The following is a 21,045-nucleotide window of genomic DNA, read 5'->3' as shown; positions in this document are numbered from 1 at the left end:
AAGTTGCAGGGCGCGTCGCGGGCGCGCCGCGATGGCGCGTGCCGCGACGCATGGCCTATTTGAGCGCGACGCGCAGCCGTGCCGGTCGCGAGGCCGGCGACGAGAACGCGACCGTGCCACCGAGCGAGGTCGCGTCGGCATAACGCGGATCGGTGGTGTCGATCACCAGCACCAGGCGCTCGCCGGCACGGATCTCCGCTGCGGTGGCTTCCAGCGCGATGTCCACCGGCGTGGCCACGCCCGGCGCCACGCCGCGCAGCGAATACGGCGTGTGGCTGAGCAGGTGCCCGGTGCCCCAGCGGTCCATGCGGTACAGGTAGGCGAACAGGCTCAGCGACGACTGGCTGGGGGTGACCGTGATGCGCAGCTCTGGCGCGCCCACGAGCGTGCGCGTCGCCGGCATTGCGGACCCCACCCAGACCGCTGCGCCGACGCGCGACACCAGCGGGATCGACGCGGTCGCCGGCAGCCCGAGCCCCTGCAGCAGGCCCGACACCAGTACCACGCCCGAATCGGCCAGGGTGGGCAGCCCGGTGCCGATGCGATGCGTCCAGCCGCTGTTCGCCGTGCCGGTCAGGCCACCGGTGGGCACGAAACCACCGGGGCGCGAGAGTCCATACTCGGTCGCGCCTGCCTGCACCGCGGCCCAGTCGCCGAAGGCCTGCCAGTCGCCGGAGAGGGTCGCCATGCGCACCCGGGGCTCGGCCGGCACGCCGTTGTCGCGTCCACGCAGGTGGTGGTCGAACCAGCGCGTGGCGGCGTCGTAGAGTTCGTTGGGCAGGCCCAGCGCACCGGGCAGCTCGGCAGTGGCGTGGTCGCCCTGGCTGAGGATCAACTGGCTTGGGCCGGTCAGTCCGTTGAAGAAGTCCACCAGCGGATTGGGCGGGAACAGGCCGTCGTTGAAGGCATTGCCCAGCAGGACGGCCGTGCCGTTGAGGTTGATCTGCGCCAGCTCGCTGCGGGCGCCACGCTCGGGCGCGACCGGCAACATGCCCTGGACCGCGCCGTCGTAGTCGCCCAGCAGCACGCGCGCGGTGATCGCCGTCAGCTCGGGTCCGGGCCGGCCGGTGAGCGCGCCCGCGGCGACCAGCAGGCCCACGCCCTGCTGGCTGACCGTGCGATTGGCGTACAGCGAGGCCTCGAGGTCGGACCAGCCGCTCAGCGCCGCCACCGCCTTGATCCGCGGGTCGCGGCCGGCGGCGAGCAAACTGGTGCCGGCGCCGTAGGAGATGCCCGAGGCGCCGATCGCCGCCGGGTCCGCCGGCGTGTTCGCCAGCGCCCAGTCGATCACGGCGCTGACGTCCTCCACCGTCGCCGGGCCGGCGATGTCGATGCGCCCGGCCGAATCCCAGAACCCGCGCGAGGTGTAGCTGACCACGACGTAGCCATCGGCGGCCAGCTGGCGGGCGCGGCCCAGGTATTCCAGGTTCGGCAGCGCCCAGCTGGCCGGCATCACCAGCAACGGGAAGGGCCCCTCGCCCTCGGGCACCAGCACCAGTGCGCCCAGCGCGGTGCCGTCGAAGCTCTGGATGCTGGCATAGCGCTTGCTGAAGTCGCCGGCCGCGGCCAGCGCCGAGGCGCACAGCAGCACGACGGCGCATGCGAGACGAATTGCGTTCCTGCCCATGGATCGACCCTCCCGACTATCCGATATCCCGGCGGTCCCGCCCCCTCGGCGACCATACGCTGACGCATTGACGCGTCGACGGGGACCGTACCAGCGGGTACGGACGCGAGCACGCTGCAACGCGGCATGCGGCCGGAGCGGCGCGCGCTGCGGGGGCGATTCAGTCGTTCCGGGTGCCGGGACCGGGTGCCGGGTCGGTGTCGGGGTCGGGGTCGAAGTGGACGTAGCCCCGTCGCGGCGGGACCCATTCGGGGCCGTCCTGGTCGAGTCCGGCGTCGATCACCCGGACCCGTTCGCCGACGCCGACCGTGCCGATCCGGCTGAGCGGGACCGCCAGGGCGAGCGACAGTTCGCCGAGCGCGTCGCGCAGGGCCGCGGGCGCGGTGAAGCACAGTTCGTAGTCGTCGCCGCCGCCCAGTTGCAGCGCGCGACGCAGGTCGGCGTCCACGACGCTGGACAGCGACGCCGAACAGGGCAAGGCATCCGCCCACACGCGCACGCCGACGCCGCTGGCCTCGCAGACATGGTCCAGGTCGGCCAGCAGGCCGTCGGACACATCGATCGCGGCATGGGCGCGGCCCGCCAGCGCGCGCCCCAGGTCCACCCGCGGCGTCGGCCTGTCCAGGCGCTCGCGCAGCCAGCGCACCGCCGCCCGTGTGTGTTCGTCGTCCTCCGCCGGCTCGCCCGGGGCGAGCGCGAAACGCAGGCCGGCGGCCGCATCGCCGAGGCTGCCCGAGATCCAGACGTCATCGCCGACACGCGCTGCGGACCTTCGCAGCGCCGCGCCGGGTTCGACCCAGCCGTGGGCGGTCACGCAGACCGACAGCGGACCGCGCGTGGTGTCGCCGCCGACCAGGGCCACGCCGTGCGCCGCGGCCATCGCGAGGAAGCCGTCGAGGAAGCCATCAAGCCACGGGCCGTCGCGCTCGGGCAGGGACAGCGACAGGGTGCACCACGCCGGCTCGGCGCCCATCGCGGCCAGGTCGGACAGGTTGACCGCCAGCGCCTTCCAGCCGATGTCGGCCGGGGCGGTGTGGAGCGGGAAGTGGACGCCGGCGTTTAGCGTGTCCATCGCCACCACCAGCTGGCGGCCGGGCGCGGCCTCGAGGATCGCGGCATCGTCGCCGATGCCCAGCACCACGTCCGCGCGCCCGGCGGCGCGCTGGCGGATGCGCTGGATCAGGTCGAACTCGGTCGGGTCGGGCGGCGCGTCATGCATGCGGCGTTTCCGGACTGCCGCGCCAGCGGGCGCGGCGCGGGACCGGCGGCCTCAGCCGCCGCGCGGGGCGTTCACCTCGACCGCGCGCCACTCGGCGGCCGCGTGGTCGAGCACGCCGTTGACGTAGGTGTGGCCGTGTTCGGTGCCGAACTTCTTGACGCTCTCGATCGCCTCGTTGATGACCACCCGGTAGGGCACGTCGGGGCGATGCCGCAACTCGTACGCGGCGATGCGCAGCCCGGCGCGCTCGATCGGGTCGACTTCCTCGACGCTGCGGTCGAGGAAGGGCAGCAGCGCGGCGTCGATGTCCTTGCGATGCTCGTCGACGCCGATCACCAGGTCCTCGAAGTAGGCCAGGTCCGCGTGCTCGCGCGCCTGCTCGTGGGCGAACTGCGCCAGCACCTCGCGCACCGGTGCGCCCGACAGCTGCCATGCGTACACCGCCTGCAGCGCGCGCCGGCGGGCGCGGCTGCGCGCCACCGGATCGATGCCATCGGTCCGACGGCGGTTCACGAGGCCAGCTCCGGCAGGGCGTCGGCGGGCACGTCGAAGCCGGCGGGCAACTGCGACAGCAGGTGCGCCATCTCGATCGCGACCAGCGCCGCCTCCTCGCCCTTGTTGCCGTGGCTGCCGCCGGCGCGGGCCTCGGCATCCTCGAAGCGGTCGACCGCCAGCACGCCGTTGGCGACCGGCACGCCGTAGTCCAGCGAGACCCGCATCAGCGCGTCCGAGCAGCCGTCGGCGACCTGTTCGTAATGACGCGTGTCGCCACGGACCACGCAGCCCAGGGCCACGATCGCGGCATGGCCGCCGGCCGCGCCGAGGCGCTCGGCGGTGACCGCGATCTCCCAGGCGCCGGGCACGCGGATGACGTCCACCGCGTCCTCGGAGACGCCGTTGTCGGTGAAGGTCTTGCGCGCACCGGCCACCAGGGTGTCGGTGATGCGCGGGTTCCAGCGGCTGGCGATGATCGCGTAGCGCGCGCCCTGCGGGCTGCGCAGGTCGCCTTCGATATGGGACATGGGCGGTTTCGTGTCGTGTTCGTCTAAGGATGTCAGTTTAGCGGCTAGTTCATGACAAGCGGTGACGGCGTCGCGGCGCCGGTTCAGGGCTCCACGTACTCCACCACTTCCAGGCCGAAGCCGGCCAGGCCGATCTGCTTGCGCGGCGTGCCCAGCACCCGCAGCTTGCCCAGGCCCAGGTCGGCCAGGATCTGGCCGCCGGCGCCGTTTCGCCGCCACTCGCCCAGCGCCTGTCCGCGCCCGCCGGACGCCTCCGGCGCGCCCGCGTCCGCCCCACCCTGCGACGGACCGGACTGGATCCGTCGCAGCAGCGCGTCGGGGCTGGCGCTGTCGCCGAGCAGGACCAGCGCCCCGCGCTCCTCGGCGGCAATGGCGGCGAGGACGTCGCCGACCGCCGGGCCGAAGTCGGGGCGCCGCCAGTGCAGCGCATCCGACAGCGGGTTCTGCACGTGGACCCGGACCAGGGTCGGGATCGAGGCGACCGCCTCGCCGCGCAACAGCGCGAAGTGCAGGCCGTGGTTGAGCCGGTCGCGGTAGGTGACCAGCTGGAACTCGCCGTGCTCGGTCTCGATCGGGCGGGCGTCGACCCGCTCGACCGTGTGCTCGGTGTCGAGCCGGTAACGGATCAGCGCCTCGATCGAGCCCATCTTCAGGCCGTGCTCGGCGGCGAACACCTCCAGCTGGGGCCGACGGGCCATGCTGCCGTCGGCATTGAGGATCTCCACCAGCACGCCGGCGGGCTCGAGCCCGGCCATCATCGCCAGGTCGGCGGCGGCCTCGGTATGCCCGGCGCGGTTGAGCACCCCGCCCGGCTGCGCCTGCAGCGGGAAGATGTGGCCGGGCTGGTGCAGGTCGCTGGGCTTCGCGTCGGGGCGCACCGCGGTACGCACCGTGTGCGCGCGGTCGTAGGCGCTGATGCCGGTGGTCACGCCCTCGGCCGCCTCGATGCTGACGGTGAAGTTGGTGTGGTGCTGGGAGGTGTTGTCGCGCACCATCGGCGGCAGGCCGAGCTGGGCGCAGCGCTCGCGCGTCAGCGACAGGCAGACCAGGCCGCGCGCATGGGTGACCATGAAGTTGATGTCGGACGGCTTGACCAGCTCGGCGGCCATGATCAGGTCGCCCTCGTTCTCGCGGTCCTCGTCGTCGACGATCACGACCATGCGGCCGTTGCGGATCTCCTCGAGCAGTTCAGGGATGGGGGCGAAATTCATGGCTGGGACTCCGGCTGCGCGCGCCAGGCCAGCAGGCGCTCGACGTAGCGCGCGACCAGGTCGATCTCGAGGTTGACCGCATTGCCGACGCGGGCATGGGCGAAGGCGGTGTGGGCGACGGTATGGGGCACGAGGGCGACCTCGAAGCCTTCCGCGTCGACCGCGTTGACGGTCAGGCTGACCCCGTCGACGCAGATCGAACCCTTCCGGGCCACGTAGCGCAACAGTTCGGCCGGTGCGGCGAAGCGCCAGCGCTGGGCGCGCGCGTCCTCGCTGATCGCCAGCACCTGGCCCAGGCCATCGACATGACCACTGACCAGATGGCCGCCGAGGCGATCGGTGGGGCGCATCGCGCGCTCCAGGTTGACCACCGCGCCCGGTTCGAGGTGGCCCAGGGTGGTCAGGGCCAGGGTCTCGTTGGAGGCGTCGGCGGCGAACGTGCCCGCGTCGAACGCGACCACGGTCAGGCAGACGCCGTTGACGGCGATGCTCTCGCCCATCCGCACGTCCTCGAACGGCAGGCTGCCGACCTCCAGGTGCAGGCGGACGTCGCCGCCCAGGGGTTCGATGGCGGCGACCCGGCCGAGGCCTTCGATGATGCCGGTGAACATCAGCACGCCTCCGGTCGGAACGAGGGGCCGGCAGGCGCGCCGGGGCGCCCGGGGACGGCCGGGGCCGCGCTTGCGATCGTAGGCAGAGGGTTCTGCATGTGTAGGTTTCCCGCGTGTGTGAGCGAAAAACGCCACAAGGCATGAGGCACGCCCGTCCCGCGGCCGGGCCGTGGGAACGTACGTTGCCGTCTTCTTCCATCCGGACTGTGGGCCGTTCCCGCTGCACGGGGGAGGCCTGGCCGTCGGCTCCGGCATTGGACCGGATCTGCTGACCCTCCCGCCCGACCCTTGCAGGCCGTGCCGGAGGCGCTCGCGGGCTCGCCCGGGCGCGGCGTGACCGCCTGCCCGAACCTACCGCCGGTGGGGAATTCCACCCCGCCCTGAAGACGTCGTGTCAGTGTGCCGCCCGGGCCCGTGGGGCCTGGCCGGCGCGGCAATTCTAGCATCCGCGTCCCGTGGTCCGTGGCCCGCGGCGCGATGCAGTGTTCCAGCGCGCTCGACCCTGCCGGGCCTGGCGGCCGGTCAGTCCGGCTTGCGGCGCAGGTGCAGGAACAGGGGCCACTGGACCTGCCGCAGGTCGGCGGGGTCGCCCCAGGCCGCGGCGAGCGCGGGCGCGTGGCGGGCGACGGGATCGTCACCGGTCGCCTGCAGGCAGCGCGCACTGGCCGAGCTGCTGCCCAGGTAGCGCAGGAAGCGCTGCAGGCTCCACTCGGCCTCCAGCCAGCCGGCGTCCGCCGGCAGGGCCGGGAACGGCCAGTCGTAGCCCGCGTACCCGGCGTCGACCTCGACGCGTTCGGGCGGCCAGTACGGCGCGATCTGGCGGCGATAGTCCGCCACGGCGTCGACCATGCCCTCCGGCGGCAGGAAGTCGCCATAGCCCCAGGCCGCCAGTACCCCGCCGGGTACCAGCACGCGGCGGCACTCGGCGAAGAAACGGGACCGGTCGAACCAGTGCAGGGCCTGCGCGACCGCCACCACCCCGACGCTGCCGTCGGCCAGCACGGTCGACTCGGCCGGTTCGACCGCAAGCGTCACGCGCCCGCCGGCGGGCGACGCGGCCGCCCAGTGGCGCGCCAGCTGCTCGGCACTGGGGTCGGTCGCGTGGACGTGGGCGAAGCGCGCGGCCAGCCCATGCGTGGCCTGGCCGCTGCCGCAGCCGGCTTCCCAGGCGCGGGCGGTCGCCGGGACCACCGCGGCGATCGCGTCGAACAGGGCATCGGGATAGTCCGGGCGGGATGCGGCGTAGTGGCCGGCGACCCCGGAGAAGTGATCCTTGAAGCCGCTGCTGCCCATTGCGCCCTGCCCTAGCCGGTCCGCGGCCGCAGCAGCAGGCGGGTGTCATCGCCGACGCGGCGGGCGTCGACCTGGGTCAGTTCCAGCCGCTCGGCCATGCTGGCGATGTCCAGGTCGGCGAACAGCGGTCGCGCGCGCGCGCCCAGCAGGACGGGCGCGACATAGAGCAGCAGTTCGTCGACGAGCCCGGCCCCGAGCAGGGCGCCGGCCAGCGTGGCCCCGGCCTCGACATGCACCTCGTTGGCGTCGTGGTCGCGCGCCAGTTGCACGAGCACCGCCTCCAGGTCGAAACGGCCGCCCTTCACCGGCGCCGAGGCGACCTGCGCATCCAGTTGCCGCGGCGGCTTTACGTCCGGGGCATGGACGTAGAGGGTCGGCGCGTCGCCTTCGCGGACCCGGCCCCGCGCCACGGTCGCCAGCCCGGGGTCGAGCACGACGCGGAGGGGCGCCACGAAGGGGGTGTCGTCGCCCAGCCGGGCAGTCAGCATGGGATCGTCGGCCAGCACCGTCCCGGCCCCGGTGAGGATCACGCTGGCGCGCGCGCGCCAGCGCTGGACGTCGAGGCGGGAGGCTTCGCCGGTGATCCACTTCGACTCACCGTTGGCCAGGGCGGTGCGTCCGTCCAGGCTGGTGGCCAGCTTGACGCGGACCCAGGGCCGGCCGCGCTCGATGCGCGACAGGAACCCGCGGTTGAGGTGGCGCGCCTCGGCCTCCATCAGGCCGTGGGCGACCTCGATACCGGCCTCGCGCAGGGCCTCGAAGCCGCGCCCGGAGACTTCCGGGAAGGGGTCGCGCATCGCCGCGACGACGCGCGCGACGCCGGCCTCGACCAGGGCCCGGCTGCACGGCCCGGTGCGACCGGTATGGGCACAGGGCTCCAGGGTCACGTAGGCGGTCGCGCCGCGCGCCCGCGCGCCGGCCGCGGCCAGCGCGTTGACCTCGGCATGCGGGCCGCCGGCACGCTCGTGCCAGCCCTCGCCCACCACGGTGTCGCCGTCGACCAGCACGCAGCCGACCATGGGGTTGGGCTTGGTGGTGAAGGCGCCGCGTTCGGCCAGCCGCAGTGCGCGGCTCATCATCAGGTGGTCCAGGGCGGTGAAAACCGGTGCGCTCATGCTCGGCGTCGTCCTCGTGGCTGTCGGTGGAAAAGACCCGGCCGGCTCCCCGCGGAGCGGCTCACCGGGGCTTGCGCCGCCGCGTCGCCGCCAGGGCCTCGTCCAGCAGCGGCAGCTGGCCCTCGGCGGAGTTGTCGCTCTCCAGCCGGTCGAGCTCCTCGCGGAAATCGGCCACGTCCTCGAAGGCCCGGTAGACCGAGGCGAAGCGCACGTAGGCGACGTGGTCGAGCTTGCGCAGCTCGGCCATCACGAATTCGCCCACCCGCATCGAGCCGAGCTCGCGCTCGGCGGTCATGCGCAACTGGTGGACGACCGCCCGCACCGCCGCCTCGATCTGTTCCTCCGACACCGGGCGCTTCTGCAGCGCGCGGTCGAAGCCGGCCCGCAGCTTGCGCGCGTCGAAGGCTTCGCGCCGGCCATCGCTCTTGATGATGACCGGCAGCTTCAGTTCGATCGTCTCCAGCGTGGAGAAACGCTCGCCACAGGCCTCGCAGACGCGGCGACGGCGGATCGTCGCGCCGTCGTCGGAGACCCGCGAATCGATCACGCGGGTGTCGGTGTGCTGGCAGAAGGGGCAGTGCATGCGCGGTGATGGGTCGATTCGTGATTCGTGATTGCCAGGACGGGAACGGTGACGGGCGCTCGCCCATCACCCCTCACTTATCACGAATCACCGGCCCTCAGCCATACACCGGGAAGCGGCGGCACTGCGCGGTGACCTTCTCGCGCACCGCGGCGATCACGCCCTCGTCCTCGGGGGCGTCGAGCACGTCGCAGATCCAGTGGGCCAGTTCCACGCAGTCGGCCTCCTGGTAGCCGCGGGTGGTGACCGCGGGGGTGCCGATGCGCAGGCCGGAGGTCACGAAAGGCTTCTGCGGGTCGTTGGGCACGGCGTTCTTGTTGACGGTGATGTGGGCCTTGCCCAGCGCGGCCTCGGCGGTCTTGCCGGTCACGCCCTTGCCGATCATGTCGATCAGCATGAGGTGGTTCTCGGTGCCGCCGGAGACGATCTTGTAACCCCGTTCGATGATGACGCCGGCCATTGCCTGCGCGTTCTTCACCACCTGTGCCTGGTAGGTCTTGAACGCCGGGTCCAGAGCCTCCTTGAAGGCGACCGCCTTGGCGGCGATCACGTGCATCAGCGGGCCGCCCTGGATGCCCGGGAAGACGATGCTCTGCAGCTTCTTGACCAGGTCTTCGGACGGATCCTTGGCGACGATGATGCCGCCGCGCGGGCCGCGCAGGGTCTTGTGGGTGGTCGAGGTCACCACGTGCGCGTGCGGCAGCGGGTTCGGGTAGACCCCGGCGGCGACCAGGCCGGCGACATGCGCCATGTCCACGAACAGCAGCGCGCCGACCTTGTCGGCGATCGCGCGGAAACGGGCCCAGTCGATCTTCTGCGAGTAGGCCGAGAAGCCGCCCACGAGCATCTTCGGCTTGTGCTCCAGCGCGAGGCGCTCGACGTCGTCGTAGTCGATCAGGCCGTTGTCGTCGACCCCGTACTGGACGGCGTTGAACAGCTTGCCGCTGATGTTGACCTTGGCGCCGTGGGTCAGGTGGCCGCCGTGGGCGAGCGACATGCCCAGGATGGTGTCGCCGGGCTGCAGCAGCGCCAGGTACACGGCCTGGTTGGCCTGGCTGCCCGAGTGCGGCTGCACGTTGGCGTAGTCTGCACCGAACAGCGCCTTCAGGCGGTCGATCGCCAGCTGCTCGGCGACGTCGACGTGCTCGCAACCGCCGTAGTAGCGCTTGCCCGGGTAGCCCTCGGCGTACTTGTTGGTCAGCACGCTGCCCTGCGCTTCCATCACCATCGGACTGGCGTAGTTCTCGCTGGCGATCAGCTCGACGTGGTCTTCCTGGCGCCGCGCCTCGTCGGCGATCGCCTGGGCGAGTTCGGGGTCAAATCCTTCGATACGGGCATCGCGCGGGAACATTGCTACTCCGGTCATGGACGGGGTGGGAGGGGACTTCGGAGTCTACGCCAAACTTGAACGGCAGCGCGGCCCCGGGCCCCGCCCCGCTGGCGCCGCCGGGGGGCTTGCGGGATAATCGGCGGTCATCTGACCGAATCACCGCGGCCCTGCCCCAGCAGCCGGCCGCCGTCCGCACGCGGAGCCGAGAACCCCCATGTCGCAATACATCTACACCATGAACGGCGTCAGCAAGATCGTGCCGCCGAAGCGCCAGATCATCAAGGACATCTCCCTGTCCTTCTTCCCGGGCGCGAAGATCGGCCTGCTGGGCCTCAATGGCGCCGGCAAGTCGACGGTGCTCAGGATCATGGCCGGCGTGGACACCGACTTCAGCGGCGAAGCGCGCCCGCAGCCCGGCACCAAGGTCGGCTACCTGGCCCAGGAGCCGGAGCTCGACCCGGCCAAGACCGTCCGCGAGGCGGTCGAGGAAGGCGTGGGCGAGGTCCTCCAGGCCCAGGCCGCGCTGGACAAGGTCTACGACGCCTACGCCGAGGAAGGCGCGGACTTCGACGCGCTGGCCAAGGAGCAGGAGCGCCTGGAGGCGATCCTGGCCTCGGGCGACGCGCACCTGCTCGAGCAGCAGCTCGAGGTCGCCGCCGATGCCCTGCGCCTGCCGCCGTGGGACGCGGTGATCGGCAACCTGTCCGGCGGCGAGAAGCGCCGCGTGGCGCTGTGCCGCCTGCTGCTGCAGAAGCCGGACATGCTGCTGCTCGACGAGCCGACCAACCACCTCGATGCCGAGTCGGTCGAGTGGCTGGAGCAGTTCCTGGCGCGCTACACCGGCACCGTCGTGGCGGTCACCCATGACCGCTACTTCCTCGACAACGCCGCGGAGTGGATCCTCGAACTCGATCGCGGCCGCGGCATCCCGTGGAAGGGCAACTACACCGAGTGGCTGGTGCAGAAGGAAGCCCGCCTGAAGCAGGAAGAGAACCAGGAAAAGGCCCGCCAGAAGGCGATCGCCAAGGAACTGGAATGGTCGCGGCAGAACGCCAAGGGCGGCCGCAGCAAGGGCAAGGCGCGCCTGGGCCGCCTGGAAGAGCTGCAGTCGGTCGACTACCAGAAGCGCAACGAGACGAACGAGATCTTCATCCCGCCGGGCGAGCGCCTGGGCAACTCGGTGATCGAGTTCAAGAACGTCAGCAAGAAGTTCGGCGATCGCCTGCTGATCGATGACCTGAGCTTCATCGTGCCGCCGGGCGCGATCGTCGGCATCATCGGCCCCAACGGCGCCGGCAAGTCGACGCTGTTCAAGATGATTACCGGCCAGGAAAAGCCCGATTCCGGCGAGATCGTCACCGGCCCGACCGTTCAGCTGGCCTACGTCGACCAGAGCCGCGACAAGCTGGAGGGCAACCACAACGTCTTCCAGGAAGTCTCCGGCGGCCTGGACATCCTCAACATCAACGGCATCGAGATCCAGTCGCGCGCCTACATCGGCCGCTTCAACTTCAAGGGCCAGGACCAGCAGAAGCTGGTGGGCACGCTCTCGGGCGGCGAACGCGGCCGCCTGCACATGGCCAAGACCCTGCTCCAGGGCGGCAACGTGCTGCTGCTCGACGAACCGTCCAACGACCTCGACATCGAGACCCTGCGCGCGCTCGAGGATGCCCTGCTGGAGTTCCCGGGCAACACGTTCGTGATCAGCCATGACCGCTGGTTCCTGGACCGCATCGCCACGCACATCCTGGCGTTCGAGGGCGACTCGCACGTGGAGTTCTTCCAGGGCAACTACCGCGAGTACGAAGAGGACAAGAAGCGCCGCCTGGGCGACGACGCAGGCCCGCACCGCCTGCGCTTCAAGGCGCTGAAGTAAGCGCGGGGATCGATACGAGCCCCCGGCCCACCGCGGGCCGGCGGGCCGGGGGAGGACGACGGCATGACCATCGAACACCAGGGCGACATCGACGGACTCCGGCGTGCCGGTGCCCTGGTCTCGGGCATCCTCTCGCAGATGCGCGACGCGGCCGTGGTGGGCATGGTCTCGCGCGACCTCGACGCGCTCGCCGCGACGCGCATGCAGGCGGCCGGCGCCCGGTCGGCCCCGGCGCTGACCTATGGCTTCCCGGGCACGACCTGCATCAGCATCAACCGGGTGGCGGCCAACGGCATCCCCGACGGGACCGTGCTGCGCGAGGGCGACCTGGTCAATATCGACGTCTCCGCGGAACTCGATGGCTATTTCGCCGATACCGGCGCCAGCTTCGTGGTCGGCACGGCGAGCGCCGGCCAACAGCGACTGCTCGATGCCGCCCGCGAGGCCCGCGACAGTGCCGTCGCGCAGTTGCGTGCCGGGAACCTGATCAGCAGCATCGGCCGCACGGTCGAGGCAGTGGCCGCGCGTCGTGGTTTCCGGGTCATCCGCGACCTCGGCAGCCATGGCGTGGGACGCGCCCTGCACGAGGCGCCCGGCACCATCCCGGGATACTACGATCCGCGCGACGCGCGCCGCCTGCACGACGGCATGGTGATCACCGTCGAGCCCTTCCTCGCCACCCACTGCACCCGGACCGTCGAGGCCGATGACGGCTGGTCGATGGTCTGCCCGCGCGGCCATGCCGCGCAGTTCGAACACACCGTGATCGTCACGCGCGACGCACCGATCGTGGTGACCTGAGACCCGGAGCCCCGCGATGAGCTTCATGCAATCCCTCCGCACCCGTTGGCAGCAGGCCGACTCGCTGGTCTGCGTCGGCCTGGACCCGGAGCCTTCGCGCTTCCCGGCGCGCTTCGCGGGCGACGACGACGCGGTGTTCCACTTCTGCCGCGACATCGTCGATGCCACCGCCGAGCATGTCTGCTGCTTCAAGCCCCAGATCGCGCATTTCGCCGCCCTCGGTGCGGAAGACGCGCTGTCGCGCCTGATCGCGCACGTGCATGCCCACCACCCCGGGATTCCCGTGATCCTGGACAGCAAGCGCGGCGACATCGGCAGCACGGCCCGGCACTACGCCGACGAAGCCTTCGTCCGCCATGGCGCCGACGCCGTCACCGTGAACCCCTACCTGGGCCGCGACTCGGTGCAGCCGTTCCTCGACCACGCCGACAAGGGCGTGGTGATCCTGTGCCGGACCTCCAACCCGGGCGCCGGCGACCTGCAGGACCTCATGGTCGAAGGCCGACCGCTTTACCAGCACGTGGCCGAGACGGTCGCCCGCGACTGGAACGACCATGGCAACTGCGCCCTGGTGGTGGGCGCGACCTGGCCCGGACAACTGCGCGAGGTGCGTGCGATCGTCGGCGACGACATCCCGTTCCTGGTCCCCGGCGTCGGCGCCCAGGGCGGCGACGCCGCGGCGGTGGTCACCCATGCACGCAATGCCGAAGGCACCGGCCTGATCGTCAGCAGCTCGCGCGCGGTGCTGTATGCGTCCAATGGCGACGACTACGCCGAAGCGGCTGCCCAGGCCGCCCTGGACCTGCGCGAGACCCTGAACGCGCATCGCCGATAGGCGCCCGCACCCCCACGCGATCGCAGGCCAGGTCGAGCGGAACAATAGGCCCATGTCGCCGCAGGATGGGTAGAGCGAAGCGAAACCCATCGTCCGCGCGTGGTGCCGCGATGCGGCGCGCCTCTCGACCCCGCCAAAGCGAAGACCCGCCGCAAAAGCTGGATCCCAGCGTTCGCTGGGATGGCGGGACGTGCTTGCCCGTCGTTCCCGCACCGTAACCGTAGGATGGGTAGAGCAAAGCGAAACCCATCGTCGGCGCGTGGCGCCGCGATGCGGCGCGCCTCTCGACCCCGCCAAAGCGAAGACCCCGCGCAAAGGCTGGATCCCAGCGTTCGCTGGGATGACAAGAGGTGCTTGCCCGTCGCTCCCGCACCGTAACCGTAGGATGGGTAGAGCGAAGCGAAACCCATCGTCCGCGGGTGGCGCCGCGATGCGGCGCGCCTCTTGACCCCGCCAAAGTGAAGACCCCGCGCAAAGGCTCGATCCCAGCGTTCGCTGGGATGACAGGACGTGCTTGCCCGTCGTTCCCGCACCGTAGCCGTAGGATGGGTAGAGCGAAGCGAAACCCATCGTCGGCGGGTGGTGCCGCGATGCGGTGTGCCTCTTGACCCCGCCAAAGCGAAGACCCGGCGCAAAGGCTGGATCCCAGCGTTCGCTGGGATGACAGGACGTGCTTGCCCGTCGTTCCCGCACCGTAACCGTAGGATGGGTAGAGCAAAGCGAAACCCATCGTCGGCGCGTGGTGCCGCGATGCGGCGTGCCTATTGACCCCGCCAAAGCTGAAGACCCGCCGCAAAGGCTGGATCCCCGCGTTCGCTGGGATGACGGGACGTGCTTGCCCGTCGTTCCCGCACGGTAGCCGTAGGATGGGTAGAGCGAAGCGAAACCCATCGTCTGCGCGTGGTGCGATACGGGGCGCCTCCCATCGAGCCCGCCGCGACGTCGTTTCAGCGCAGCAGCGCGCGCAACACCGCGACGGGGAAGCGCAGCCAGATGGTCGCGAAGACGGCCGCGCGCATCGCCAGGCCGCGGCGCGGGGCCTCGAAGGTCCTGAAGTAGCGCCACAGGCCGCGGTGCTTGTGCCACTCGACGAAGACCGGCCGGCTGCGACTGGACACCCCGCGTACGTGCACCACGCTGACGCGGTTGGCCACGGCCAGGGTGGCGCCTGCCGCGCGCGCGCGGCGGCACAGGTCCAGGTCCTCGGCGTGCAGGCGGTAGCGTTCGTCGAAACCGCCGATGCGTTCGAACAGCGACCGCGGCATCAGCATCAGGGCGCCGGACACCACCTCGACCGGTTGCAGCGCCACGCCGTCGTCCGGCGCCAGCGCCATGGCGTGCGCGGTGCTGCGCAGGCCCTGGCCGCTGAGCAGGCCCCGCAGCATCGCCGCGAAATCCGGGTCGTGGCGGCGCGCGGCGGCATCGCGGATGCCCGCCTCGTCCACCAGGTCCGCGCCCAGCAGCGGCTCGTGCAGGGTCGAGGCCAGCGCGCGCAGGCGCGCAAGGGCGTCGGCTTCGGGCAGGCAATCGGGATTGACGAAGGCCAGCCAGGGCTCGTGGCTGTCGGCCGCGCCCTGGTTGCAGGCGACCGCGAAGCCGGGGTTGTCGGGGTTGGCGATGAAACGCACGCGCGGGTCCTGCAATGCATGGCGCTGGAGGATGTCGACGGTGCCATCGTCGGAGCCGTTGTCGACGACGCGGATTTCCACCACGCCATCGGCCCGGCGCAGGCGCTGCAGGCATTCGTCGATGGTCTCGAGGCTGCGGTAGGTCACCACCACCGCCGCGATCCCGGCTTCGGGCGAGGGTCGGCTCATGGCGCGCCGCTCCCGGTCGCCCCGCCGGTGGGCGAAGCTTCGTGGGCGTCCCAGAACAGATCGCGTTGCGGGTCCGGTGGGCCGAGCTCGGCGAGCAGGGCCTCGAGCCGGGCGCGCGGCCCTCGCAGGGGATCGTGCATGAGGAAGTTGGCCAACCGCGCGTGCCAGCCGGGCCACCGCACCGCGAGGCGCTCCATGTCGCCGTCGAAGGCCAGGCCCTCGCGATCGCGCAGCACGAAGGCCTGGTCGCACAGGACGTTGCGCCAGCCCAGCCCGGCCAGCCGGAGCGAAAGATCGATCAGGGCCGCGTACCAGGCGCCGTAGCTGCTGGTGTCGAGCCCGCCGGCGCGACTGCGCGCGCTGCCGCGCAGGAGGACCGCGTGGGCGATGGCCGCCGGCAATTCCGGGCACAGCGCCGGCATCGCACCGGCGGCGCGCGACAGGCTGGCGGGCTCGTGGGCGAGCGGATTGATTTCGCCGATGCGCGGCCAGGCCGCGGCTTCGCCGGCGTTGCACCAGGGCGTGGCGGTGGCCACCGCGCCGTCGGCGTGCAGGCAGGCCTGCAGGCGCGGCAGCCAGCCGGCGGTGGGACGCACGTCCGCGGCGAGCACCACCACGTCGGCATCGCCGCAGGCGGCCAGGACTTCGTCCAGGTGGGCGACCTCGCCGATGCTGCGCTGGCGCCGCGTGTAGTCGGCCTGCAGGGCGGTGTCGGCCATCCAGCGCTCGATCACCGCATAGCCTCGCGGCCCGACCTGGGCGTCGTCGGCGAGCCACACCCGCGTATCGGCGGGCGTATGCGCCTCCAGCGCGCCAAGGCACGCATCGAGCGCGACGTCGTCGGCCCCCACGGGCACGACGACGATGGGCGAGTCAGCCATGTTCGGGTCCGTGGCGACGGACGGGGCGTTCGGGCATCAGGGCTTGGGCGTGCGGTTGAGCGGCTCCAGCGCTCGGAAACGGCGTCCATATTCGTCGGTCAGGCTACGGGCTTCCTGCGGATTGCGCACGATCTTCGGCGTGATCAGGATGATCGTCTCCTCGCGCCCCGAGCTGGACGTCTGCCGCCCGAACAGGCCGCCGATGACCGGGATCCGGCTCAGGCCCGGCAGGCCGCTGGAGCCGCGCTGGGTACCTTCGCTGATGAGGCCCGCGAGCAGGACGGTCTCGCCACTCTGGACGGCGGCCTGGGTCTTCAGCTTGCGGGTGTCGATGCGCACGTTGCCATTGGCGTCGGGGGTGTCACCCGGCGCGCTGATCTCCTGCACGATGTCGAGGAAGACCATGCCGTCCTTGGTGATGCGCGGGCGGACCTTGAGGATGGTACCGGTCTCCAGGTACTGGACCTGGCTGATGGTATCGCCGACGCCGACATTCGGATTGACCGTCACCGAGGAGATCGGGATGCGCGCGCCAACGTTGAAGGTCGCTTCGGTGTTGTTGCGCACGAACAAGGACGGCGACTGCAGCATCTGCACGTCGGTGACTTCGTCCAGGGCGCTGATCACCGCCGCCGCGTTGGTGCCCAGGAACGTCCAGCCGAGGCCGGTATTGGCGACCTTGCCGGCGAGGTCGCCCCAGATCCCGCGCCCGAGTGCGCTCGGCAGGCCGGCACCGCCACTGTCGACCGATGCATTCACCGCCTGCTCGAAATACCAGTTCACGCCATAGCTGAGTTCGCCCGAAAGCGTCACCGTCGCGATCTGCGCCTCGATGTGCACCTGCATGGGCATCACGTCGAGCCGCTCGATCACGTCCTTGATCGACTTCCAGGCCGCGGGCGAGCCGCGCACCAGCAGCGAGTTGGTCTCGGCCACCGCCGACACCCCGACCTGCGCGCCCTCGACCTCGAGGGTGACGCTGCCGTTGCCGCCGCCCTGGCGCTGGTCCAGCGACATGCCGCCGATGTCGCTGCCACCCTCGCTGCCACCGCCCTTGCCGCCGATGTTGGCGACGCTGCCGCTGTCGGTGGACTGCAGCTCCACCGGGTCCAGGCCCGGCATCAGCGACGGCGCGCCGCCGCTGCGGCCACCGCCCCGGCTGCTGTTGCCGAACACCTCCGACAGGCGCTCGGCCAGTTCGCCGGCATCGATGTACTTGAGCTCGTAGGTGAACAGGCGCATGTCGCCGCCGGCGCTGTCGATGCGCTCGAGCCAGGCCTGGATGTCGTCCAGGTACTCGGCCTGCGGGGTGATCACCAGCACGGCGTTGGCGCCGTCCAGCGGCATGAAGCGGAACATGCCCGCCACCGGCGAGTTGCTCTGCTCGCCGAACACTTTCTCAAGGTCCGCGACCACCTCGCTGGCCTTGCCGGACTGGATCGGGAACACGCCCACCGACATGCCCGAGAGCCAGTCGACGTCGAAGATCTGGATGGTGCGCAGGTAGTTCTCCAGCTCCGCCCGGGTGCCGGCGATGCTGATGACGTTGCGCGCCGGGTCGGTGGAGACGATCGCGTTGGGGCGCGCGTAGGGCTCCAGGACCTTCTTCATTTCCTCCGCCGAGATGTAGCGCAGCGGCACCGCGCGCACCTCGAAGCCGCGCGCGGTGGTCGCACTGCCGGTGCGCGGGGCGACGTTGCCCGGCACCGCCTGGTCGGCCGGCACGATGTTGTAGCGGCCGTCGGCGTAGACCATGCGCGCATTGTTCCACCCTAGCACCATCTCCAGCAGGCTCATCGCATTGGCCGGGCTGACCGCCTTGGGCGTGGCCAGGGTCACCGTGCCCTGGACGCCGGGCGCGATGACGTAGTTCTGGCCGAGCATGTCGCCGAGGATGGCCTTGACGACCGCATGCAGCGATTCGCCTTCGAAGTTGAACGTCGCCTCGCCCGTGGTGCCGCCGAGGTTGGGGGGCGGTGCCGCCGCCGCGGCCTGGTTGATGACCTGGCCGCTGCCGCGCCGGATCTGCGGCTTCGGGCCGCCCTCGGCGTCATCCAGCGGCTCGGCCTCGACACCGGCGACGGTGCCGGGCGCGGCGGACTGCGGACTTGCCGTCTGCGCACGCATGTCGCCTTCGCGGCTCATCCGCGGCACGGGCGACGACGCGCAGGCATTGAGCACGGCGACGATCGCCGTGGCGAGCAGCAGTTGCCGGGTCGCGCCGCGGACGCGCGCGCCCACGGGCACGGCACGGGAGGGGGCGGTGGACACGGCGACAGACGGGTCGCGAAGCTCGGGGCATGGATTCATTGCGGACACTCTACCGGCTCTCGGCGGGCGGGTTGGGTGGCGGGGACGACGGCGGATCCGGGGGCATCGGCTGTCGGGGCGGGGTCTGGCGGTTCTCGGACTGCTCGCGCAGCGCCGCGCGGCGCGCCTGGATGCGCTGGCGGATCGCTTCCATCTGCGATTCCGGCGTCATCGCCGGCTTGGCGTCGGCCTCGGGGTTTCCGCCATCGGCGTCGGCGACTTCGCCGGCAGGCGGATCGCGCGGCGGCTCGGGCAGGCCGTCCGGCGGCGTGCCGCCCGGCGGGGTCATCGCGGTGGGGGCGGTGCCACCCTCGCCATCGAACACGCGCAATTCCATGCTCCTCCGGCCTTCGGGGCCTTCGAACACGGCCGAGCGTGCGGCCAGCTCGACCAGGCGCCAGGCCGGATGGGACTCGGGCGCCTCGTCCAGCTTGACCCGCACCGACTCGCTGCCATCAGCCGGCTGGATGATCGCCATCTTCAGCCGTGGGGTGATGAGCACGCTGGTCAGGACGTAATCGAAGCTCGTGTCCTCGCCCTTGCCTTCCTCGTCGTTGCGCAGCGTGAACGGACGCGGCTTGCGGTCGCTGCTGAAGAGCGGGCGCGTGGAGATCTCGGCGTACTGCTCCATGGGGCCCAGCGCGCGCGCCGTCGTACGGGGGACAGGCGGCAGCGGTTGTCGCATGTCGTCGCCGGCCTCGACCGGCACGACGCGACCGCCCATGCCGACGATCGCCAGCAGGAGGGCGATCACCGCCCAGCCGGCGACGGCGCCCAGCAGCCAGGTCCGAGGGCCGGCGTTATCGAGGCGCATCGATGCCTCCCTTGCCCGCCGGCACCAGGTAGCCATAGAGATCGAAGGTGACGTCCTGCCCGCCTTCACCGGTATCGCCGCCGGTACCGGGGGCGAAATATCGGCGCTGGACGAGGATGTTGAGGTTGCCGATGAACAGGCGCGGCGAGCCGCTTTCCAGCGCGTGCAGTACCGCCGCGGTCTCGCGGCTACCGCAGCTCAGGCGCACCTGCACGGTGACGCGGGTGTAGGGCTCGCGGTTGCTGGGCTCCAGCGGCGAGCGGTTGACGATGCCGCAGCTGCGGTTGCCCGGACTGGCATCGCTGACCACGCGTTCCAGGCGCTGGATGAGCGCGGCGGTCGCCAGCTCGGGGTTGGACTCGGTCATGAAGCCCGGGTGGCTCGCCTGCAGTTCGGTGAGCTCGGCCAGGCGCGCGTCGACCTGCGGCTCCTGCTCGAGCTGCATCCGCAGGCGCAGCTCGCGCTGCTGCAGGGTCTCGATGCGCTGCTCGACCTCCATCATCGGCACCGTCCACCAGGGGTGGATGAGGACGAAATAGGCCAGCACGCACAGGCCGACCAGCAGGCCCAGGGCCAGCCAGCGATCGCGCTTATCCGGCGTCATCGGTGGCCTCCTGCGTCGGCGGAGCCGGGACCGGGACCGGGGCCGGCGGCGCGGTCGGCGCGTTCGTCGGCGGGGAGCCCGCCGGCGGCGTGGCATTGGCCAGCTCGGCGGTCAGGGTGAAGCGGTCGCGGCCACTGGTGGGATCGGGCTGCAGCGCGCCCGCCAGCGCGGGCGAACGCCAGTAGGGCGCGCCCTGCAGGCGACTGATCAATGCCGGCGCTTCGCTGCTCAGTCCGATCAGCATCATGCGCTGGTCTTCCAGCGACAACTTCTCCAGATAGGTGTTGTCGGGCAGGCGGCGGGTAAGCTCGTCGATCACCTCGACCGAGGTCGGGCGCTCGGCACGGGTCGCGTCGAGGAAGGCCTGGCCTTCGATCAGCGACACGAGCCTCTGTCGCTTTTCGGCCGCCTGGCGCCCGGCGGCCGCCTGTTCGGCGATCCGGGCCTCGAAGGCCTCTGCGGCGGCACGGCGGTTCTGCAGCAGCTGCCAGAGCATCAGGCCGGTGGCGAGCACCGCGAGGGTCGCCAGTCCCCAGTTCCACACCCGCCAGGGATCGCGTTGCTGGCGACGCTGGTCCGGCGAGAGCAGGTTGACCCCGATCGGCCGGCCGTCTTCGCCGGCCACGTCGATGCCCGCCAACCCGTCCGCGAGCGCGCCCAAGGCCTCCATTTGCGGTGCCAGCGCCTTGCGCGGCACCACCACCAGCTCGACCTCGAGCTGGCCATCTCGCTCGCGCCGGCCGAGCAGGCGCGCGTCATAGGCGACGTCCGCGAGGTCGAACGGTGTCTGCCGGTCCACTTCGAAGCCGACGACGTCGCGCAGGCGGTCCGCGGCGGCGGCCGGCAGGACGAGGTGGCGGCGCAGGCAACTCGACGCGGGCAGCAGCAGCCAGCGGGGGAGTTCGGCCAGACGCGGCGCCAACAGGCGGCCCAGCGGGTCGGTCTCGCCCGGCATGGACGGTGCCGAAACGGCCGGCGCGGGCGCCTGCGCGGGAATGCGGCCCAGTTCGCGCAGGGCATCATCCTGGTGACGCGCCAGCACGATCTCCCCGGCGGCAGCCTGGAGCATCAGGCGGCCGCGGCCAACACCCAGTGC

General features: G+C 71.4%; 19 protein-coding genes. 3 read left to right on the top strand and 16 right to left on the bottom strand.

What is annotated here, in order from left to right; translation table 11 throughout:
- Window positions 1–55: 55 nt before the first annotated feature.
- From FKV25_RS14725 to glyA, 10 genes are all read right to left on the bottom strand, one after another.
- Window positions 56–1,627: a CocE/NonD family hydrolase gene (locus FKV25_RS14725; RefSeq protein ID WP_141519547.1), complete on the bottom strand. Its 1,572-nt coding sequence runs from the start codon at window positions 1,625–1,627 to the stop codon at window positions 56–58.
- Between the two features lie 160 nt (window positions 1,628–1,787).
- Window positions 1,788–2,846, bottom strand: coding sequence for a thiamine-phosphate kinase (thiL, locus tag FKV25_RS14720; protein ID WP_141519546.1), 1,059 nt, complete (start codon window positions 2,844–2,846; stop codon window positions 1,788–1,790).
- A 51-nt stretch (window positions 2,847–2,897) separates the two neighbouring features.
- Window positions 2,898–3,359, bottom strand: a complete 462-nt coding sequence (gene nusB / locus FKV25_RS14715; RefSeq protein ID WP_141519545.1) for a transcription antitermination factor NusB — start codon at window positions 3,357–3,359, stop codon at window positions 2,898–2,900.
- Complete coding sequence (gene ribH, locus FKV25_RS14710; protein ID WP_141519544.1) at window positions 3,356–3,868, bottom strand: 6,7-dimethyl-8-ribityllumazine synthase; 513 nt, start codon at window positions 3,866–3,868, stop codon at window positions 3,356–3,358. The genes nusB and ribH overlap by 4 nt, the downstream gene beginning before the upstream one ends.
- An 83-nt stretch (window positions 3,869–3,951) precedes the next feature.
- Complete coding sequence (gene ribB, locus FKV25_RS14705; protein ID WP_141519543.1) at window positions 3,952–5,079, bottom strand: 3,4-dihydroxy-2-butanone-4-phosphate synthase; 1,128 nt, start codon at window positions 5,077–5,079, stop codon at window positions 3,952–3,954.
- On the bottom strand, window positions 5,076–5,690 hold the full coding sequence (locus FKV25_RS14700; RefSeq protein ID WP_141519542.1) for a riboflavin synthase: 615 nt from the start codon (window positions 5,688–5,690) through the stop codon (window positions 5,076–5,078). The genes ribB and FKV25_RS14700 overlap by 4 nt, the downstream gene beginning before the upstream one ends.
- A gap of 522 nt (window positions 5,691–6,212) precedes the next feature.
- Window positions 6,213–6,983: a class I SAM-dependent methyltransferase gene (locus FKV25_RS14695; protein WP_141519541.1), complete on the bottom strand. Its 771-nt coding sequence runs from the start codon at window positions 6,981–6,983 to the stop codon at window positions 6,213–6,215.
- Window positions 6,984–6,994: 11 nt separating this feature from the next.
- Window positions 6,995–8,098: a bifunctional diaminohydroxyphosphoribosylaminopyrimidine deaminase/5-amino-6-(5-phosphoribosylamino)uracil reductase RibD gene (gene ribD, locus FKV25_RS14690; protein WP_141519540.1), complete on the bottom strand. Its 1,104-nt coding sequence runs from the start codon at window positions 8,096–8,098 to the stop codon at window positions 6,995–6,997.
- Window positions 8,099–8,159: 61 nt separating this feature from the next.
- On the bottom strand, window positions 8,160–8,681 hold the full coding sequence (gene nrdR, locus FKV25_RS14685; protein WP_141519539.1) for a transcriptional regulator NrdR: 522 nt from the start codon (window positions 8,679–8,681) through the stop codon (window positions 8,160–8,162).
- A 97-nt stretch (window positions 8,682–8,778) separates the two neighbouring features.
- Complete coding sequence (gene glyA / locus FKV25_RS14680) at window positions 8,779–10,032, bottom strand: serine hydroxymethyltransferase (protein WP_141519538.1); 1,254 nt, start codon at window positions 10,030–10,032, stop codon at window positions 8,779–8,781.
- Between the two features lie 193 nt (window positions 10,033–10,225).
- Between glyA and ettA the strand changes: the two genes are divergently transcribed.
- From ettA to pyrF, 3 genes are all read left to right on the top strand, one after another.
- Window positions 10,226–11,887 carry an energy-dependent translational throttle protein EttA gene (gene ettA, locus FKV25_RS14675; protein WP_141519537.1) on the top strand — a complete coding sequence of 554 codons (1,662 nt, stop codon included), beginning with the start codon at window positions 10,226–10,228 and terminating at the stop codon, window positions 11,885–11,887.
- 63 nt (window positions 11,888–11,950) lie between these two features.
- Window positions 11,951–12,688, top strand: coding sequence for a type I methionyl aminopeptidase (gene map, locus FKV25_RS14670; protein WP_141519536.1), 738 nt, complete (start codon window positions 11,951–11,953; stop codon window positions 12,686–12,688).
- Between the two features lie 16 nt (window positions 12,689–12,704).
- Window positions 12,705–13,523 carry an orotidine-5'-phosphate decarboxylase gene (pyrF, locus tag FKV25_RS14665; RefSeq protein ID WP_141519535.1) on the top strand — a complete coding sequence of 273 codons (819 nt, stop codon included), beginning with the start codon at window positions 12,705–12,707 and terminating at the stop codon, window positions 13,521–13,523.
- A 947-nt stretch (window positions 13,524–14,470) separates the two neighbouring features.
- On the opposite strand, the gene FKV25_RS14660 is transcribed toward pyrF, so the two are convergent.
- Genes FKV25_RS14660 through FKV25_RS14635 form a run of 6 tightly spaced genes read right to left on the bottom strand, consistent with a single transcriptional unit; the run spans window position 14,471 to window position 21,018 of the window.
- Window positions 14,471–15,340, bottom strand: a complete 870-nt coding sequence (locus FKV25_RS14660) for a glycosyltransferase family 2 protein (protein WP_141519534.1) — start codon at window positions 15,338–15,340, stop codon at window positions 14,471–14,473.
- Window positions 15,337–16,221, bottom strand: a complete 885-nt coding sequence (locus FKV25_RS14655; protein WP_141519533.1) for a glycosyltransferase family 2 protein — start codon at window positions 16,219–16,221, stop codon at window positions 15,337–15,339. Before FKV25_RS14655 ends, FKV25_RS14660 begins: the two co-directional genes overlap by 4 nt.
- Window positions 16,222–16,257: 36 nt before the next feature.
- On the bottom strand, window positions 16,258–18,492 hold the full coding sequence (gspD, locus tag FKV25_RS14650) for a type II secretion system secretin GspD (protein WP_425462639.1): 2,235 nt from the start codon (window positions 18,490–18,492) through the stop codon (window positions 16,258–16,260).
- Between the two features lie 49 nt (window positions 18,493–18,541).
- Window positions 18,542–19,345: a hypothetical protein gene (locus FKV25_RS14645; protein WP_141519531.1), complete on the bottom strand. Its 804-nt coding sequence runs from the start codon at window positions 19,343–19,345 to the stop codon at window positions 18,542–18,544.
- Entirely contained in the window at window positions 19,332–19,949 is a 618-nt protein-coding gene (gspM, locus tag FKV25_RS14640) for a type II secretion system protein GspM (RefSeq protein WP_141519530.1), read from the bottom strand. Before gspM ends, FKV25_RS14645 begins: the two co-directional genes overlap by 14 nt.
- Window positions 19,936–21,018: a PilN domain-containing protein gene (locus FKV25_RS14635; protein ID WP_246072110.1), complete on the bottom strand. Its 1,083-nt coding sequence runs from the start codon at window positions 21,016–21,018 to the stop codon at window positions 19,936–19,938. Before FKV25_RS14635 ends, gspM begins: the two co-directional genes overlap by 14 nt.
- Window positions 21,019–21,045: the final 27 nt, after the last annotated feature.

The sequence above is a fragment of the Marilutibacter aestuarii genome (assembly GCF_006546775.1).
GTDB lineage: Bacteria > Pseudomonadota > Gammaproteobacteria > Xanthomonadales > Xanthomonadaceae > Marilutibacter > Marilutibacter aestuarii.
The sequence above is the reverse complement of the archived record's forward strand: the minus strand, read 5'-3'. Positions and strand labels throughout refer to the sequence as shown.

Coding starts and splice junctions, on each gene's coding strand:
- FKV25_RS14655 (WP_141519533.1), bottom strand. CDS start 16,221: ATGGCTGACTCGCCCATCGTCGTCGTGCCCGTGGGGGCCGACGACGTC.
- ettA (WP_141519537.1), top strand. CDS start 10,226: ATGTCGCAATACATCTACACCATGAACGGCGTCAGCAAGATCGTGCCG.
- FKV25_RS14645 (WP_141519531.1), bottom strand. CDS start 19,345: ATGCGCCTCGATAACGCCGGCCCTCGGACCTGGCTGCTGGGCGCCGTC.
- nrdR (WP_141519539.1), bottom strand. CDS start 8,681: ATGCACTGCCCCTTCTGCCAGCACACCGACACCCGCGTGATCGATTCG.
- FKV25_RS14725 (WP_141519547.1), bottom strand. CDS start 1,627: ATGGGCAGGAACGCAATTCGTCTCGCATGCGCCGTCGTGCTGCTGTGC.
- FKV25_RS14695 (WP_141519541.1), bottom strand. CDS start 6,983: ATGGGCAGCAGCGGCTTCAAGGATCACTTCTCCGGGGTCGCCGGCCAC.
- FKV25_RS14700 (WP_141519542.1), bottom strand. CDS start 5,690: ATGTTCACCGGCATCATCGAAGGCCTCGGCCGGGTCGCCGCCATCGAA.
- ribB (WP_141519543.1), bottom strand. CDS start 5,079: ATGAATTTCGCCCCCATCCCTGAACTGCTCGAGGAGATCCGCAACGGC.
- gspM (WP_141519530.1), bottom strand. CDS start 19,949: ATGACGCCGGATAAGCGCGATCGCTGGCTGGCCCTGGGCCTGCTGGTC.
- FKV25_RS14635 (WP_246072110.1), bottom strand. CDS start 21,018: ATGCTCCAGGCTGCCGCCGGGGAGATCGTGCTGGCGCGTCACCAGGAT.
- pyrF (WP_141519535.1), top strand. CDS start 12,705: ATGAGCTTCATGCAATCCCTCCGCACCCGTTGGCAGCAGGCCGACTCG.
- map (WP_141519536.1), top strand. CDS start 11,951: ATGACCATCGAACACCAGGGCGACATCGACGGACTCCGGCGTGCCGGT.
- FKV25_RS14660 (WP_141519534.1), bottom strand. CDS start 15,340: ATGAGCCGACCCTCGCCCGAAGCCGGGATCGCGGCGGTGGTGGTGACC.
- ribD (WP_141519540.1), bottom strand. CDS start 8,098: ATGAGCGCACCGGTTTTCACCGCCCTGGACCACCTGATGATGAGCCGC.
- thiL (WP_141519546.1), bottom strand. CDS start 2,846: ATGCATGACGCGCCGCCCGACCCGACCGAGTTCGACCTGATCCAGCGC.
- ribH (WP_141519544.1), bottom strand. CDS start 3,868: ATGTCCCATATCGAAGGCGACCTGCGCAGCCCGCAGGGCGCGCGCTAC.
- glyA (WP_141519538.1), bottom strand. CDS start 10,032: ATGTTCCCGCGCGATGCCCGTATCGAAGGATTTGACCCCGAACTCGCC.